Source organism: Klebsiella sp. MS 92-3 (assembly GCF_000195655.1).
Lineage (GTDB): Bacteria > Pseudomonadota > Gammaproteobacteria > Enterobacterales > Enterobacteriaceae > Klebsiella > Klebsiella pneumoniae.
The window spans coordinates 20,633-34,283 of record NZ_GL882758.1; the positions used below are offsets into that span (position 1 = coordinate 20,633).

Below are 13,651 nucleotides of genomic sequence, written 5' to 3' on the forward strand. Positions count from 1 at the left end.
CCCCAGCCGGCGTTTAAAGACAAGGTGACAACCCCCGACCCGGCGCTCTCCGGCGCGTCGCTGGATTTGCTGATCGGGCTGCAAAACAGCATGGGCGACCAGGCCTGGCAACTGTTTGACGATCTGAAAAAGAACGGCATGGTGGTCAGCGGACCCAACGCCCAGGCGGTGACGCCGGTGATGCAGGGGGCGAAAGCGGCGGTATTTGGCGCGGTGGATTATGTCTCCTACGGCAATATTCAGCAGGGCGAGTCGCTGAAGGTGATCTTCCCGGCCAGCGGAACAGTGATTGCCCCGCGCCCGATGATGATCCTCAAAACCAGCCAGCATGCCGACGATGCCAAAGCCTTTATCGATTATGTGCTGTCGCCGGAAGGTCAGGCGAGGGTTGCCGATGCCTGGCTGATGCCCGCCCGCCGCGACGTGGCGGCCAAACGTCCGCTACTGGACGCGCTGAAGGTGCTGCCCACCACCAGCGAGGGCAGCAGCGAGCGGGGCGCCGTGCTCGCCCGCTTCAGTCAGCTGTACGCGCAGTAATTGATCCCGTTTCTCCGGCGCTGGCCGCCGGAGGACCCTCAGCTTCAGGAACCGGTTGTGAAACAAACATTCCTTTCCGGCGCGACCCTTGCCGCCCTGGTGATGCTGGTCGCGTTACCGTTAGTGTTTATTGTGCTGCAGGCGATTTTTCCCCATTTTAGCGCCGGTTCGCTCGGGGACGCCTTTGGCGGCATCCCGGCGCTGCTGGCCGATCCTCAGCTGCCGGCGATGCTCGGCGGTACGCTGTGGATCGCCGCCGGCGTGGCGCTGGTCAGCGTAATGATTGGCCTGCCGCTCGGCATCCTGCGCGGTATGTTTTCGCTGCCGCTGCCCCGGCTGTGGGATCTCCTGTTTTTGATCCCCTTTCTGACGCCGCCCTATATCTCGGCGCTCTCCTGGATGCTGGCCCTGCAAAGCCAGGGCTATCTGCAGCAGCTGACCGGCTGGCAGCTGAACGATCTGCTGTTCAGCCGCAGCGGGATCGTGCTGGTGATGACCTTTAATATATTTCCGGTGGTCTACTTTGCCGTCTCCCGCAGCCTGCTGGCGAGCGGGACCCGGCTGGCGGTGGTCGCCCGCGTCCATGGCGCCAGCGCCTGGCGCGCCTTCTGGCACGTGACGCTACCGATGCTCTCTCCGGCGCTGGCGGCGGGGATGCTGCTGGCGTTTACCCTCGCCATCGAGGAGTTTGGCGTACCGGCGGCGCTGGGCAGCCGGGCGGGAGTGGTGATGCTGACGGTCGGTATTGAGAAAAAGCTGGCCGACTGGCCGGTGGATCTCCCTGGCGCCGCGCTATTGTCGCTGCTGCTGATGGCGGTGGCGTTGTTCGCCTGGTGGCTGCAAAGGCGGCTGGTGGGGGAGAAAGAGGTCACCAGCGTCACCGGTAAGCCGGGGGAGAACCACGGGGCATCGCTGGGCTGGATGACGCTGCCCGCCGTGCTGGCGATGGCGGCCGTCGGCGGCCTGGCGGTCGGCGTCCCCGCCGTCTCGATGATGCTCACCAGCGTGATGGGCACGCTCTCCGGTGGCGTGAGTGTTGAGAATGTCACGCTGCGTCATTTCGCGGCGCTGTTTGACCAGCAGGGAGATGCCCTGTCGGCCCTCGGCACCAGCCTGTCGCTAGCCCTGGGTTCGGCGCTAATCGTCGGCGCGCTGGGCCTGCTGGCCGCCTGGCTGGTGATGGTGCAGAAGATTAAAGGGCGCGGGATGGTGGACGCGCTGTCGCTGATGCCGGCGGCGCTGCCGGGCGTGGTGGTGGGGGTCGGTTTGATCCTGCTGTGGAATCAGCCCTTCTGGCCGCGCTCGCCCTATAACACGCTGTGGATGCTGCTGCTCTCCTATTGCTGCCTGCTGTTGCCCTGGCCGGTGCGCTATGTCGGCAGCGCGCTGCGCCAGCTGGGCCCGAACCTTGAGCCCGCCGCCAGGGTGCACGGGGCGTCGCCACTGCAGGCGCTGCGGTTGATTGTCCTGCCGCTGGTCTTTCCGGCGCTGCTGGCGGCGATGCTGATGGTGTTCGCGGTGGCCTCCCGGGAGCTGGTGACCTCGCTGCTGCTCTCTCCGGCCGGTACGCAAACCGTGGCGGTGTTTATCTGGCGCCAGTTCGAACAGGGTTCCGTCGGTCAGGGCATGGCGATGGCCAGCCTGACGTTGTTGACCGGTCTGGTCCTGATGCTGACGGCGCTGGCGCTGATGCAGCGCCGCACGTGCGGTTAACGCTAAGCGCACAAAAAAGACGGTCGGCGCGGAAAAATAGGCTATAAATGTCGGACACCTACAGCTGGAGGCCCTGATGAGTCCCTTTTTACGCGCCTATTTTTCCCGTCTGAGCTGGACGGGTGAGCCTGATGTTTCCATTGATACCCTGCGGGAACTGCATCTGCAGCATAACAGCGCCATCCCCTTTGAAAACCTCGACGTCCTGCTGCCGCGTGAAATCCACCTTGACGATGGGGCGCTGGAAGAGAAGCTGATCGCCGGCCGCCGCGGGGGGTATTGTTTTGAACAGAATGGCCTGCTGGAGCGCGCGCTGCGCGAGATAGGCTTTAACGTCCGCAGCCTGCTGGGCCGCGTGGTGCTGGCCAACCCGCCGCAGATGCCGCCGCGTACTCACCGTCTGTTGCTGGTGGAGGTGGCGGGGGAGCGCTGGATCGCCGACGTCGGCTTCGGCGGCCAGACGCTGACCGCGCCGATCAAACTGCTGGCCGATATCCCACAGCAAACGCCGCACGGCAGCTATCGTCTGGTGCATGAAGGGGATGAGTGGACGCTGCAGTTCAACCATCACGAACACTGGCAGTCGATGTATCATTTCGATTTAGGCCGCCAGTATGCGTCTGATTATGTGATGGGCAACTTCTGGTCGGCGCACTGGCCGCAGTCCCACTTCCGGCACCATCTGCTGATGTGCCGTCATCTGCCGGACGGCGGCAAAATGACCCTCACCAATTTCCACTTTACCCACTGGGAGAATAACCATGTGGTGGAGAAGATCGATTTTGCCGATGTCTCCGCGCTGTATGAAGCGCTGCAGACCCGCTTCGGGCTGGGCGTGGACGATCCTAAACATGGCTTTAGTGAAGCGGCGCTGGCGGCGGTAATGGCGGCGTTCGATACCCATCCGGAAGCCGGGAAATAACTCTCCTCAGGCCCGGTCAGCGCAGCGCCACCGGGCCTGTGAGACGACCCTGTAGGCCGGGCAAGGCGACAGCCGCCACCCGGCGAAATTACAGGTGCCGTGCCTGATATCTTGCCCGGCGGCGCTGCGCTTGCGCGGGCCTGGGAGGTATGAGCCTTTGAGAGGCCCCTGTAGGCCGGATAAGGCGTAGCCGCCATCCGGCATAAAGGCTGGAACCGGGGCTGAAAAATATGACCCGGAGTCGGCGCGAGCGCCTCGTCCGGGCTACCGGTAAACGGGCATGGCTGGGGCCGCCAGCCTTCAGCGGCGGGAGCGTACCACCTGGTAACGCCGGGTAAAATACTCCACCGGCGCACTCCAGACGTGAACCAGACGGGTGAAGGGGAAGATCAGAAAGATAGTCATCCCCAGCACCAGGTGGACGCGGTAAATCCACGCCACGCCGTCCAGATGCGCTGAGGCGCCGCCGTGGAAGGTGACCACCGCCTGCGCCCAGTCCACCAGCTTGAGCATTTCGCTGCCGTCCGGATGCCGGGCGGAGAAGGGGATGGTCGTCAGCCCCAGCGCGCACTGAATCAGCAGAATGCACAGGATCAAAATATCCGCGGTCGTGGAGGTGGCGCGAATGCGCGGGTTGGTCAGGCGGCGCATCAGCAGGCCGATACCGCCGACCAGGGTCAGCACGCCGCAGATGCCGCCGAGGATCATGGCCATCAGCTGCTTCTGCGACATCGGCAGGAACCACGAGTAGACCCAGTGCGGGGTCAGCATGCCAAAAAGATGGCCGAAGAAGATGCCGAGAATGCCGATATGAAATAAGTTCGACCATAGCACCATCCCGCGCTTATCCAGCATCTGGCTGGATGAGGCGCGCCAGGTATACTGCCCGTAATCGTAGCGCAGCCAACTGCCCACCAGAAACACGGTGCCGCACAGGTAAGGGTAGATATCATAAAAGAAGACGTTCAGATACTGGATCATTTCGGGCCTCCGGCGCGGATGTCAACGTACTGCGGCGCCACATCCTGACTAAAGCGTCGTTGATAAGCTTGCATCGACGAGCTGTCGCAAGCGGTCGCGTTATCTTCGATAAACTTCACCTGCTCTTCTTCCCACACGGCGTCCAGCGCCTGACGGGTATCGTCGCGCTTTTCTCCCGCCACCTGTTTTGTGACACTGTCACTGGTGAGCGGGCTTTTAGCCAGCGCCAACAGGGCGTCAAACAGCTGATAATACGGACAGGCTCGCTGCTTCAGGCGGCCGCCGATCAGCGCCAGAATCGGCGCGATATTCTGCAGCCCTTCGCGCGCCTCCGCGGGGGGTAAAATACTGAGGTACTCCAGATACAGCGGCAGATGATCGGGCAGCTCGCGACAATCGATCTGCAGACCCGCCTGCTGATACTGATTCATCAGGTCGACCATCGCCTGGCCGCGGTCTCGCGACTCGGCATGCACATGTTCAAACAGCAGCAGCGAGGTGGCGCGCCCGCGCTCGAACACCTCGCACCACTCGGCCTGGCGATCCAACAGCGGAGCCGTCAGCAGCTCACTGACAAACGGCGTCAGGGAAGGGACATCGGCCCTGACCAGCGCCAGGGCGTCGTCGCGGTTCTCCCACAGTAACTCGTCGGGGTACTCCAGCAGCAGACCGATCACTTTCAGGATCCGCATCACTCGCCCTCCCCATGCTTACGCACGCCGCTGACGTCGATGGCGTCGATCCGCCGGCTGTTAAACAGGTTGAATTTCGTATCTGACCCGTGGCAGCCATCGCCGAAGGTAAAGCCGCAGCCGTTACGTTCCGGAAAGGCATCCTCCGCCAGTTCGCGATGGCTGGTGGGGATCACGAAGCGGTCTTCGTAGTTGGCGATCGCCAGATAGCGATACATCTCTTCGACCTGCTCAACGCTGAGGCCCACCTCTTCAATGGCGCGGGTATCGGTGACGCCCTCGACGGTTTGCGAGCGTTTGTAGTGGCGCATCGCCATCATCCGTTTCAGCGCGCGCAAGACCGGTCCGGTATCGCCGGCGCTCAGCAGATTCGCCAGGTATTGCACCGGGATGCGCAGACTCTCAACCGCCGGCAGGATGTTGCCGTTGCTCGGTAAGCCGCCGGCGTCGGCAACCGACTGGATCGGCGACAGGGGCGGCACGTACCAGACCATCGGCAGGGTGCGATACTCCGGATGCAGCGGCAGAGCCAGCTTCCAGTCCATCGCCAGCTTATAGACCGGCGATTTCTGCGCCGCCTCAATGACGTTGTGCGGGATGCCTTGCTTTAGCGCTTCCTCGATGACCGCCGGATCGTTTGGATTAAGGAACACCTCGCACTGGCGCTCATAGAGGTCGGTTTCATGTTCGGTACTGGCCGCCTCTTCAATGCGGTCGGCGTCATACAGCAGTACGCCAAGATAGCGGATGCGCCCGACGCAGGTTTCTGAGCAGACCGTTGGCTGCCCGGACTCAATGCGCGGATAGCAGAAGATGCATTTTTCCGACTTACCGCTCTTCCAGTTAAAGTAGATTTTTTTGTACGGGCAGCCGCTGATGCACATCCGCCAGCCGCGGCATTTGTCCTGATCGATCAGTACGATGCCATCTTCCTCACGCTTGTAGATGGCGCCGCTCGGGCAGGTGGCCACGCAGCTCGGATTGAGGCAGTGCTCGCACAGGCGCGGGAGATACATCATGAAGGTATTTTCGAACTGGCCGTACATCTCTTTTTGCATGGCTTCGAAGTTACGGTCGCGGGCGCGTTTCTCGAATTCGCCGCCGAGCAGCTCCTCCCAGTTCGGGCCCCAGCTAATCTTATCCATACGCTCGCCGCTGATCAGCGAGCGCGGGCGGGCGGTCGGCAGATATTTGCCCTCCGGCGCGTTGTGCAGGTGCTGGTAGTCGTAGGTAAAGGGTTCGTAGTAATCGTCGATCGCCGGCAGCACCGGGTTGGCGAAAATCTTCGATAACACGCTGACCCGATTGCCGAGGCGGGGCGTCAGCTTACCGCTAATGCCGCGGATCCAGCCGCCTTGCCACTGATCCTGGTCCTCCCAGTTTTTGGGGTAGCCAATGCCCGGTTTGGTCTCCACGTTATTGAACCACGCGTACTCCATGCCTTCGCGGCTGCTCCAGACGTTTTTACAGGTGACCGAGCAGGTGTGACAGCCGATGCATTTGTCCAGATTCAGCACCATTCCAACCTGAGAACGGATTTTCATTTTTTCGCCTCCTGTACCTGATCGCGACCTTCGTCATCCAGCCAGGCAATATTCTTCATTTTGCGGATCATGATGAACTCGTCGCGGTTCGATCCGACGGTGCCGTAGTAGTTAAAGCCATAGGCCAGCTGGGCGTAGCCGCCAATCATGTGCGTTGGCTTCGGACAGACGCGGGTTACCGAGTTATGAATGCCGCCGCGACGACCGGTCACTTCCGAACCCGGGATATTCATAATCCGTTCCTGAGCGTGGTACATCATGGTCATCCCCGGCGGCACCCGCTGGCTCACCACCGCCCGCGCGGTGAGAGCCCCGTTGGCGTTGAACGCTTCAATCCAGTCGTTATCTTCAATGCCCAGCTCTTTCGCGTCGGTTTCGCTAAGCCAGACGATCGGCCCGCCGCGCGACAGCGTCAGCATCAGCAGGTTTTCGCTATAGGTGGAGTGGATCCCCCACTTCTGGTGCGGCGTCAGGAAATTCAGCGCTTTTTCCGGAAAGCCGTTTGGCGGCACGGCCTTCATCTGGCTGACGCTGCGGGTATCAATGGGCGGGCGATAGGCTACCAGGCTTTCGCCGAAGGCGCGCATCCACGGATGGTCCTGATACAACTGCTGGCGGCCGGAGAGGGTGCGCCATGGGATCAGCTCATGCACGTTGGTATAACCGGCATTGTAGGAGACGTGCTCGCTTTCCAGTCCCGACCACGTCGGGCTGGAGATAATTTTGCGCGGCTGCGCCTGAATATCGCGAAAGCGGATCTTCTCATCCTCTTTATTGAGCGCCAGATGGGTATGATCGCGGCCGGTAAACTCTCCCAGCGCCTGCCAGGCTTTCACCGCCACCTGGCCGTTGGTTTCCGGGGCGAGGCTAAGAATAACTTCGGAGGCGTCAATGGCGCTGTCGACCCGCGGCCGGCCTTTGGCCGGACCGTCGGGCTTGACGTAGTTAAGCTTGCCGAGGAAATCGACTTCGCTTTGCGTATTCCACGAAATGCCTTTCCCGCCGTTGCCAAGCTTATCGAGCAGCGGGCCGAGAGAGGTGAAGCGTTCCCAGGTGGCAGGATAGTCGCGTTCCACCAGGGCAATCGACGGTGCTGTTTTCCCGGGGATCAGATCGCATTCGCCCTTGCGCCAGTCAAGCACCTCGAACGGCTGCGACAGTTCGCCGGGGGAATCATGCTGCAGCGGGACCAGCACCACATCGGTCTCTTTGCCAAGATGGCCGACGCAGACCTGCGCGAAGGATTTAGCGATATCCTTGTAGATCTCCCAGTCGCTTTTCGCCTCCCAGGCCGGGTCGACGGCGGCGGAGAGCGGGTGGATAAACGGGTGCATGTCCGAGGTGTTCATATCGTCTTTTTCATACCAGGTGGCGGTCGGCAGGACAATATCGGAGAAGAGACAGGTACTGGACATGCGGAAATCGAGGGTCACCAGCAGGTCGAGTTTGCCCTCAATCGCCGCGGTCTGCCACTCGACTTCCTCAGGTTTTACCTCATCGCTGGCGCCCAGTTCATCACCCTGAATACCACTGTCGGTCCCGAGCAGGTATTTCAACATGTACTCATGCCCCTTACCGGACGATCCCAGCAGGTTTGAGCGCCAGATAAACAGGTTGCGCGGATGGTTTTTGCCGCTATCCGGCTGCTCGGCGGCAAAGCGAATATCGCCTGATTTTAACGACTGGACGGTGAACTCAGCGGGGGAGAGCCCGGCGGCCTCGGCCTGCTGCTTAATGGTCAGCGGGTTGATGTTGAGCTGGGGCGCAGAGGGTAACCAGCCCATCCGTTCCGCACGGACGTTGAAGTCGATAAGGCTGCCGCTAAATTTGCTGGCGTCGGCCAGCGGCGACAGCAGCTCCTGCGCGGTCAGTTTTTCGTAGCGCCACTGGCTGGCGTGGTTGTAGAAATAAGAGGTACTGTTCATCTGCCGCGGCGGACGACTCCAGTCCAGGGCGAACGCCAGCGGCAGCCAGCCGGTCTGCGGGCGCAGTTTCTCCTGACCGACATAGTGCGACCAGCCGCCGCCGCTCTGGCCGACGCAGCCGCAAAATACCAGCAGATTAATCATCCCGCGGTAGTTCATATCCATGTGGTACCAGTGGTTCACCCCGGCGCCGAGGATAATCATTGAGCGGCCGTGGGTCTTATGCGCCGTATCGGCAAACTCGCGGGCGATTTGTTCGATATGTTGACGCGGTACGCCGGTGATCTGCTCCGCCCATGCCGGGGTATAGGCTTTGACCTCGGCGAAATCCTTCGCCGCATTGACATCGTCAAGCCCGCGATCCAGACCGTAGTTGGCCAGAATCAGGTCATAGACGCTGACCACCAGGCCGCTTTCGCCACTGGCCAGCGTCAGCTGTTTAGCCGGTAGCGGGTGAAGGGTCACCGGTGACTGCGCTACGCTGCGAAAATGCGGGTTTTCGTTGCCGCCAAAGTAGGGGAAGCCCACCGACACCACGCTGTCGCGAATATCCAGCAGCGACAGCTTAAGCTCGACATCTTTGCCGTCTGCCCGTTGTTCGAGATTCCATTTGCCTTTTTCGCCCCAGCGAAAGCCGATGGAGCCGTTCGGCGCCACCAGTTCGCCGTCGCTGTTATAAGCCACGGTTTTCCATTCCGGGTTATTACTTTCTCCGAGACCGTCAAGCAGGTCGGAAGCACGCAGCATACGGCCCGGCGTATAGCTGCCGTCGTCGCGCGGCTCGAGTATCACCAGCATCGGCATGTCGGTGTAGGTCCGGCAGTAGTTGAGAAAGTAATCGCTCGGGTTATCGAGGTGGAAGGCTTTGAGGATCACATGGCCCATGGCCATCGCCAGCGCGCTGTCGGTGCCTTGCTTCGGCGCCAGCCACTGGTCGCAGAGCTTAGCGACTTCCGAATAGTCCGGCGTGATGGCGATAGTTTTGGTGCCCTTGTAGCGCACTTCGGTAAAGAAGTGGGCGTCCGGGGTTCGGGTCTGCGGCACGTTGGAGCCCCAGGCAATAATGTAGCTGGAGTTGTACCAGTCGGCGGATTCCGGCACGTCGGTCTGTTCGCCCCAGGTCATCGGCGAGGCGGGGGGCAGATCGCAGTACCAGTCATAAAAGCTCAGGCAGGTGCCGCCAATCAACGATAAATAGCGAGTGCCCGCGGCGTAGGAGACCATCGACATCGCCGGGATCGGCGAGAAGCCGGCGACGCGGTCCGGGCCATAATGTTTGATGGTCCAGACGTTGGCGGCGGCGATGAGCTGGTTCAGCTCTTTCCAGCTGGAGCGGACAAAACCGCCTTTGCCGCGCGCCGCTTTATAGCTGCGGGTTTTTGCCGGATCCTGCATGATGCTATCCCATGCCAGGACCGGGTCGGGATGCTGCGCCAGGGCTTCGCGCCACAGCTCAATCAGTCGTTTACGCGCCAGCGGGTACTTCAGGCGGTTGGCGCTGTAGAGATACCAGGAGTAGCTGGCGCCGCGCGGGCAGCCGCGCGGTTCGTGATTTGGCAGATCCGGCCGGGTGCGCGGATAATCGGTCTGCTGGGTTTCCCAGGTAACGAGGCCGTTTTTGACGTAAATTTTCCAGCTGCAGGAGCCGGTGCAGTTCACACCGTGCGTGGAGCGGACAATTTTGTCGAACTGCCAGCGTTGACGGTAGCTATCTTCCCAGTCACGGTTGTTGTTGTAGACCTGGCCGTGGCCGTTGGCAAAGGTCTCGCCCTTCTGCTTAAAGTAGCGAAAGCGATCCAGAAGTTTACTCATGACATTTCTCCTGCTCCGATGATGTCCGGCATCGTGCCACCCGGCCGGATGAGCGAACGAACTCGTAAGGCCGGATAAGGCGTAAGCCGCTATCCGGCAGATAAATCGTTATGGTTAAGCGGGTTTACGGCGGCCGTAGACCAGCCAGGTCACCAGCACGCAAACCACATAGAAGACAAAAAAGACTTTCATCGCGCCAACCGGTGAGCCGGTCATCGCCAGCGAGGTGCCGAAGGCTTTCGGAATAAAGAAGCCGCCGATGGCGCCGATCGCCGAGATAAAGCCCAGCGCGGCAGCGGTATCGGTCACCGCCTCGTGCTGCGCTTCTTCATCGCTGCCGCCGCGCTGTTTTACGCTGTCGATGGTGAGCTGGCGGAAGATGACGGCGATCATCTGGAAGGTGGAGCCGCTTCCCAGACCGGCGGTTAAAAAGAGCCCCATAAACACCACGTAGAAAGCGAGAAAGCTGCCGGAGCCGCTGCCTGGCAGGGTCAGAAACAGCAGGCCGGTAAACAGCGCCATCAGGACGAAGTTAACCAGCGTCACCCGCACGCCGCCGAGACGGTCGGAGATGATCCCGCCGAACGAGCGCGCCAGCGCGCCGATGAACGGTCCAAAGAAGGCGAGCTTGAGGATATCGACCGCGGGAAACTGGGTTTTCGCCAGCATGGCAAAGCCGGCGGAAAAGCCGATGAACGAGCCAAACGTCGCCAGATAGAGCAGGCTTAACAGCCACATATGCGGTCGCTTGAGCACGGGAAGCTGATCGCGAATCGAGGCCTTTGAACCGGCGATATCGTTCATGCCGAACCATGCCGCGACGGTGGCGAGCAGCAGCAGCGGTACCCAGACGAGCGCCGCATTACTCAGGGTGATTGTCGAACCATCGGGCTGGGTGACGCCATGGACGCCGAGAAAGGTGAAGAGCGGCAGGAAGATGACCGCCGGGGCGACCATCTGCATCACGCTTACGCCCAGATTGCCAAGGCCGCCGTTGACTCCCAGCGCGCTGCCCTGTTTCGCTTTGGGGAAAAAGAAACTGATATTTCCCATGCTGGAAGCAAAATTCGCTCCGGCAAAACCGCACAGCAGCGCAATAATAATAAATACCCAGAACGGAGTAGTAATATTCTGGATTGCCACCCCTAACCAAATACAAGGCACGATCAGGATAACGGTACTTAATACGGTCCAGTAGCGCCCGCCAAAAAGGGGTACCATAAAGGAGTAGGGGACCCGTAATATCGCGCCGGAAAGTGAAGGCAGGGCGGTTAATAAAAAAAGCTGGTCGGTGGTGAATTGAAAACCGACCTTATTGAGATTGACCGCTACGGCGCTGAATAACATCCATACGCAGAAAGCAAGTAGCAGACAGGCCACTGATATCCATAGATTTCTTCGCGCAATGGCTTTGCCTTTATTTTCCCAGAACGCCTTGTTTTCAGGCCGCCAGTTGTTCAAAAGGTAATGATTATCTTTATCATTCTGCACCGACATATTGCCCTCTACTTGCCCGGAAAGGAGTAAATAAATAAGGTCAACAGCTGAATACAAGGGGATAGTGAATAACGCTTAATTTGCGTTATCTATGAAGCGTAGATAAAAAAAACGTGCTGACAGAGAGCACGTGGTAAGCGTAGCGGAATTAATTGTTACTAAATGTAAATATGCCTAAAACAACTCCAGCGTAATCATCTTATTTACATAGCGGCTAAACGCCGCCTCATCCAGGGCCTGCGCGTCCAGCGCATAAATCCCGTCGAGGCCGCACACCAGGGCGATAAAGCGCCAGGCGATATCCGCCGCAGGCTCAGCCGACCGAAATTCGCCGCTGGCGAGGCCCTGCTCGATGATGGCGACGGTCTCGGCATGCCACATATTCATGGTCAGCAGGTAGGCCGCTTTGATGTCCGGATCGCTGTCGGCCAGCACCTGGCCTTCGCGCCACAGGCGGATATAGGGTTCCAGTCGGCCATCCTCGCTGCCGATCATCGAGAACAAGCGCTCGCGCCAGCTGGCGTCCTCAGCCACCAGCGGCATGTCGAGCATCTCGCGGATCAGGCGGATGAAAACCTGCGCTTTCAGCTCGCCGATGGAGGTGAAGTGGTGGTGCAGCTGCCCGGCGGCCACCTGGGCTTCGCGGGCGATCTGCCGCACGGTCATGGCGGCAAAGCCGCCGCGCAGCGCCAGGCGCATGGCGGCCTGCATAATCCCTTCCCGTCGCGCATCACGTTGTAAATAGTGCATAGAACCCCACTGTCATCTGGCTTTGGCCGAGTGTAACAAAAAGTTGGACATGTGTTCAACAATCCGGCAGGATCGCCATCCTGGACGTGTGTCCAATATTCAATATTGATTGAGGTACAAGCTATGTCACGGCAATGGATGACGCTGATGGCGATTTTGCTGGTTTATATTCCGGTGGCGATTGACGCTACGGTGTTGCATGTGGCCGCGCCGACCCTCAGCGTGGCGCTGGGTAGCAGCGGCAATGAGCTGTTGTGGATCATTGATATCTACTCATTAGTGATGGCCGGGATGGTGCTGCCGATGGGCGCCCTTGGCGATAAGATCGGCTTTAAGCGCCTGCTGCTGCTCGGCAGCGCCATTTTTGGCATCGCCTCGCTGTGCGCCGCGCTGTCGCCGACGGCCATGACGCTGATTGCCTCACGCGCTTTGCTGGCGGTGGGAGCGGCGATGATCGTCCCGGCGACGCTGGCCGGGATCCGCAGCACCTTTGCCGAGGCCAGCCAGCGCAATATGGCGCTGGGGCTGTGGGCAGCGGTCGGCTCCGGCGGCGCGGCCTTCGGCCCGCTGGTGGGCGGTATCCTGCTGGAGCATTTCTACTGGGGGTCGGTGTTCCTGATCAATGTGCCGATCGTGCTGGTGGTTATCGCGATTAACGCGAAAGTGGTGCCGCGCCAGCCCGCGCGCCGCGAACAGCCGCTCAATCTACTGCAGGCGCTCGTTTTGATTGCCGCGATCCTGATGCTGGTGTTTAGCGCGAAATCGGCGCTGAAGGGCCAGCTGGCGCTGTGGCTCACCGCGCTGGTGGCGCTCGGCGGGGCGGCGATGTTAACCTGGTTTATCCGCAAGCAGCTGTCGGCGGCCCGCCCGATGGTGGATATGCGCCTGTTCACCCATCGCATAATCTTAAGCGGGGTGATGATGGCGATGACGGCCCTGATTACCCTGGTCGGTTTTGAGCTGCTGATGGCCCAGGAGCTGCAGTTTGTGCACCAGAAAACGCCGTTCGAGGCGGGGATATTTATGCTGCCGGTAATGGTGGCCAGCGGCTTCAGCGGCCCGATTGCCGGCCTGCTGGTGTCGCGGCTTGGGCTGCGCGAGGTGGCGACCGGCGGGATGCTGCTCAGCGCCTTCAGCTTTCTCGGCCTGGCGTTGACCGATTTCAGTACCCAGCAGTGGCTGGCCTGGGGGCTGATGACTCTGCTGGGCTTTAGCGTGGCCAGCGCGCTGCTGGCCTCCAGTTCCGCGATTATGGCGGCAGCGCCGAAGGAGAAAGCG

10 protein-coding genes are annotated in these 13,651 nt (G+C 60.6%); 4 read left to right on the top strand and 6 right to left on the bottom strand.

What is annotated here, in order from left to right:
- The 3 genes from HMPREF9538_RS21565 to nhoA all read left to right on the top strand — a co-directional run.
- Positions 1-537 (top strand): extracellular solute-binding protein (locus HMPREF9538_RS21565; RefSeq protein ID WP_009484263.1); only part of this gene is annotated, 537 nt, incomplete at its 5' end.
- Between the two features lie 57 nt (positions 538-594).
- Positions 595-2,250 (top strand): ABC transporter permease, encoded by a 1,656-nt coding sequence (locus tag HMPREF9538_RS21560; protein WP_004189832.1) that lies wholly within the window; start codon positions 595-597, stop codon positions 2,248-2,250.
- A 76-nt stretch (positions 2,251-2,326) separates the two neighbouring features.
- Positions 2,327-3,172, top strand: coding sequence for an N-hydroxyarylamine O-acetyltransferase (nhoA, locus tag HMPREF9538_RS0127020; RefSeq protein WP_020316421.1), 846 nt, complete (start codon positions 2,327-2,329; stop codon positions 3,170-3,172).
- Between the two features lie 300 nt (positions 3,173-3,472).
- Here the strand turns inward: nhoA and narI are convergent, their stop codons facing one another.
- The 6 genes from narI to HMPREF9538_RS21530 form a co-directional block, all read right to left on the bottom strand.
- A complete protein-coding gene (narI, locus tag HMPREF9538_RS21555) occupies positions 3,473-4,153 on the bottom strand; it encodes a respiratory nitrate reductase subunit gamma (RefSeq protein WP_009484267.1) in 681 nt (226 codons plus the stop codon).
- Entirely contained in the window at positions 4,150-4,845 is a 696-nt protein-coding gene (gene narW / locus HMPREF9538_RS21550; RefSeq protein WP_004180106.1) for a nitrate reductase molybdenum cofactor assembly chaperone, read from the bottom strand. Before narW ends, narI begins: the two co-directional genes overlap by 4 nt.
- A complete protein-coding gene (gene narH / locus HMPREF9538_RS21545; RefSeq protein ID WP_009484268.1) occupies positions 4,845-6,389 on the bottom strand; it encodes a nitrate reductase subunit beta in 1,545 nt (514 codons plus the stop codon). Before narH ends, narW begins: the two co-directional genes overlap by 1 nt.
- Complete coding sequence (locus HMPREF9538_RS21540; RefSeq protein WP_009484269.1) at positions 6,386-10,126, bottom strand: nitrate reductase subunit alpha; 3,741 nt, start codon at positions 10,124-10,126, stop codon at positions 6,386-6,388. Before HMPREF9538_RS21540 ends, narH begins: the two co-directional genes overlap by 4 nt.
- Positions 10,127-10,240: 114 nt before the next feature.
- Entirely contained in the window at positions 10,241-11,623 is a 1,383-nt protein-coding gene (locus HMPREF9538_RS21535) for a NarK family nitrate/nitrite MFS transporter (RefSeq protein ID WP_009484270.1), read from the bottom strand.
- A gap of 174 nt (positions 11,624-11,797) precedes the next feature.
- The gene (locus HMPREF9538_RS21530; protein WP_004888643.1) at positions 11,798-12,373 is read right to left on the bottom strand and encodes a TetR family transcriptional regulator; all 576 of its coding nucleotides are present in this window, start codon (positions 12,371-12,373) and stop codon (positions 11,798-11,800) included.
- A gap of 123 nt (positions 12,374-12,496) precedes the next feature.
- Here HMPREF9538_RS21530 and kmrA point away from each other — a divergent pair.
- Positions 12,497-13,651, top strand: a 1,155-nt coding sequence (gene kmrA / locus HMPREF9538_RS21525) for an efflux MFS transporter KmrA (protein WP_032457011.1), incomplete at its 3' end; no start/stop codon positions are given.

Bases quoted from the DNA above. Each gene is read 5' to 3' on its own strand.
- nhoA (WP_020316421.1), top strand. From the start codon at position 2,327: ATGAGTCCCTTTTTACGCGCCTATTTTTCCCGTCTGAGCTGGACGGGT.
- narI (WP_009484267.1), bottom strand. From the start codon at position 4,153: ATGATCCAGTATCTGAACGTCTTCTTTTATGATATCTACCCTTACCTG.
- narW (WP_004180106.1), bottom strand. From the start codon at position 4,845: ATGCGGATCCTGAAAGTGATCGGTCTGCTGCTGGAGTACCCCGACGAG.
- narH (WP_009484268.1), bottom strand. From the start codon at position 6,389: ATGAAAATCCGTTCTCAGGTTGGAATGGTGCTGAATCTGGACAAATGC.
- HMPREF9538_RS21540 (WP_009484269.1), bottom strand. From the start codon at position 10,126: ATGAGTAAACTTCTGGATCGCTTTCGCTACTTTAAGCAGAAGGGCGAG.
- HMPREF9538_RS21535 (WP_009484270.1), bottom strand. From the start codon at position 11,623: ATGTCGGTGCAGAATGATAAAGATAATCATTACCTTTTGAACAACTGG.
- HMPREF9538_RS21530 (WP_004888643.1), bottom strand. From the start codon at position 12,373: ATGCACTATTTACAACGTGATGCGCGACGGGAAGGGATTATGCAGGCC.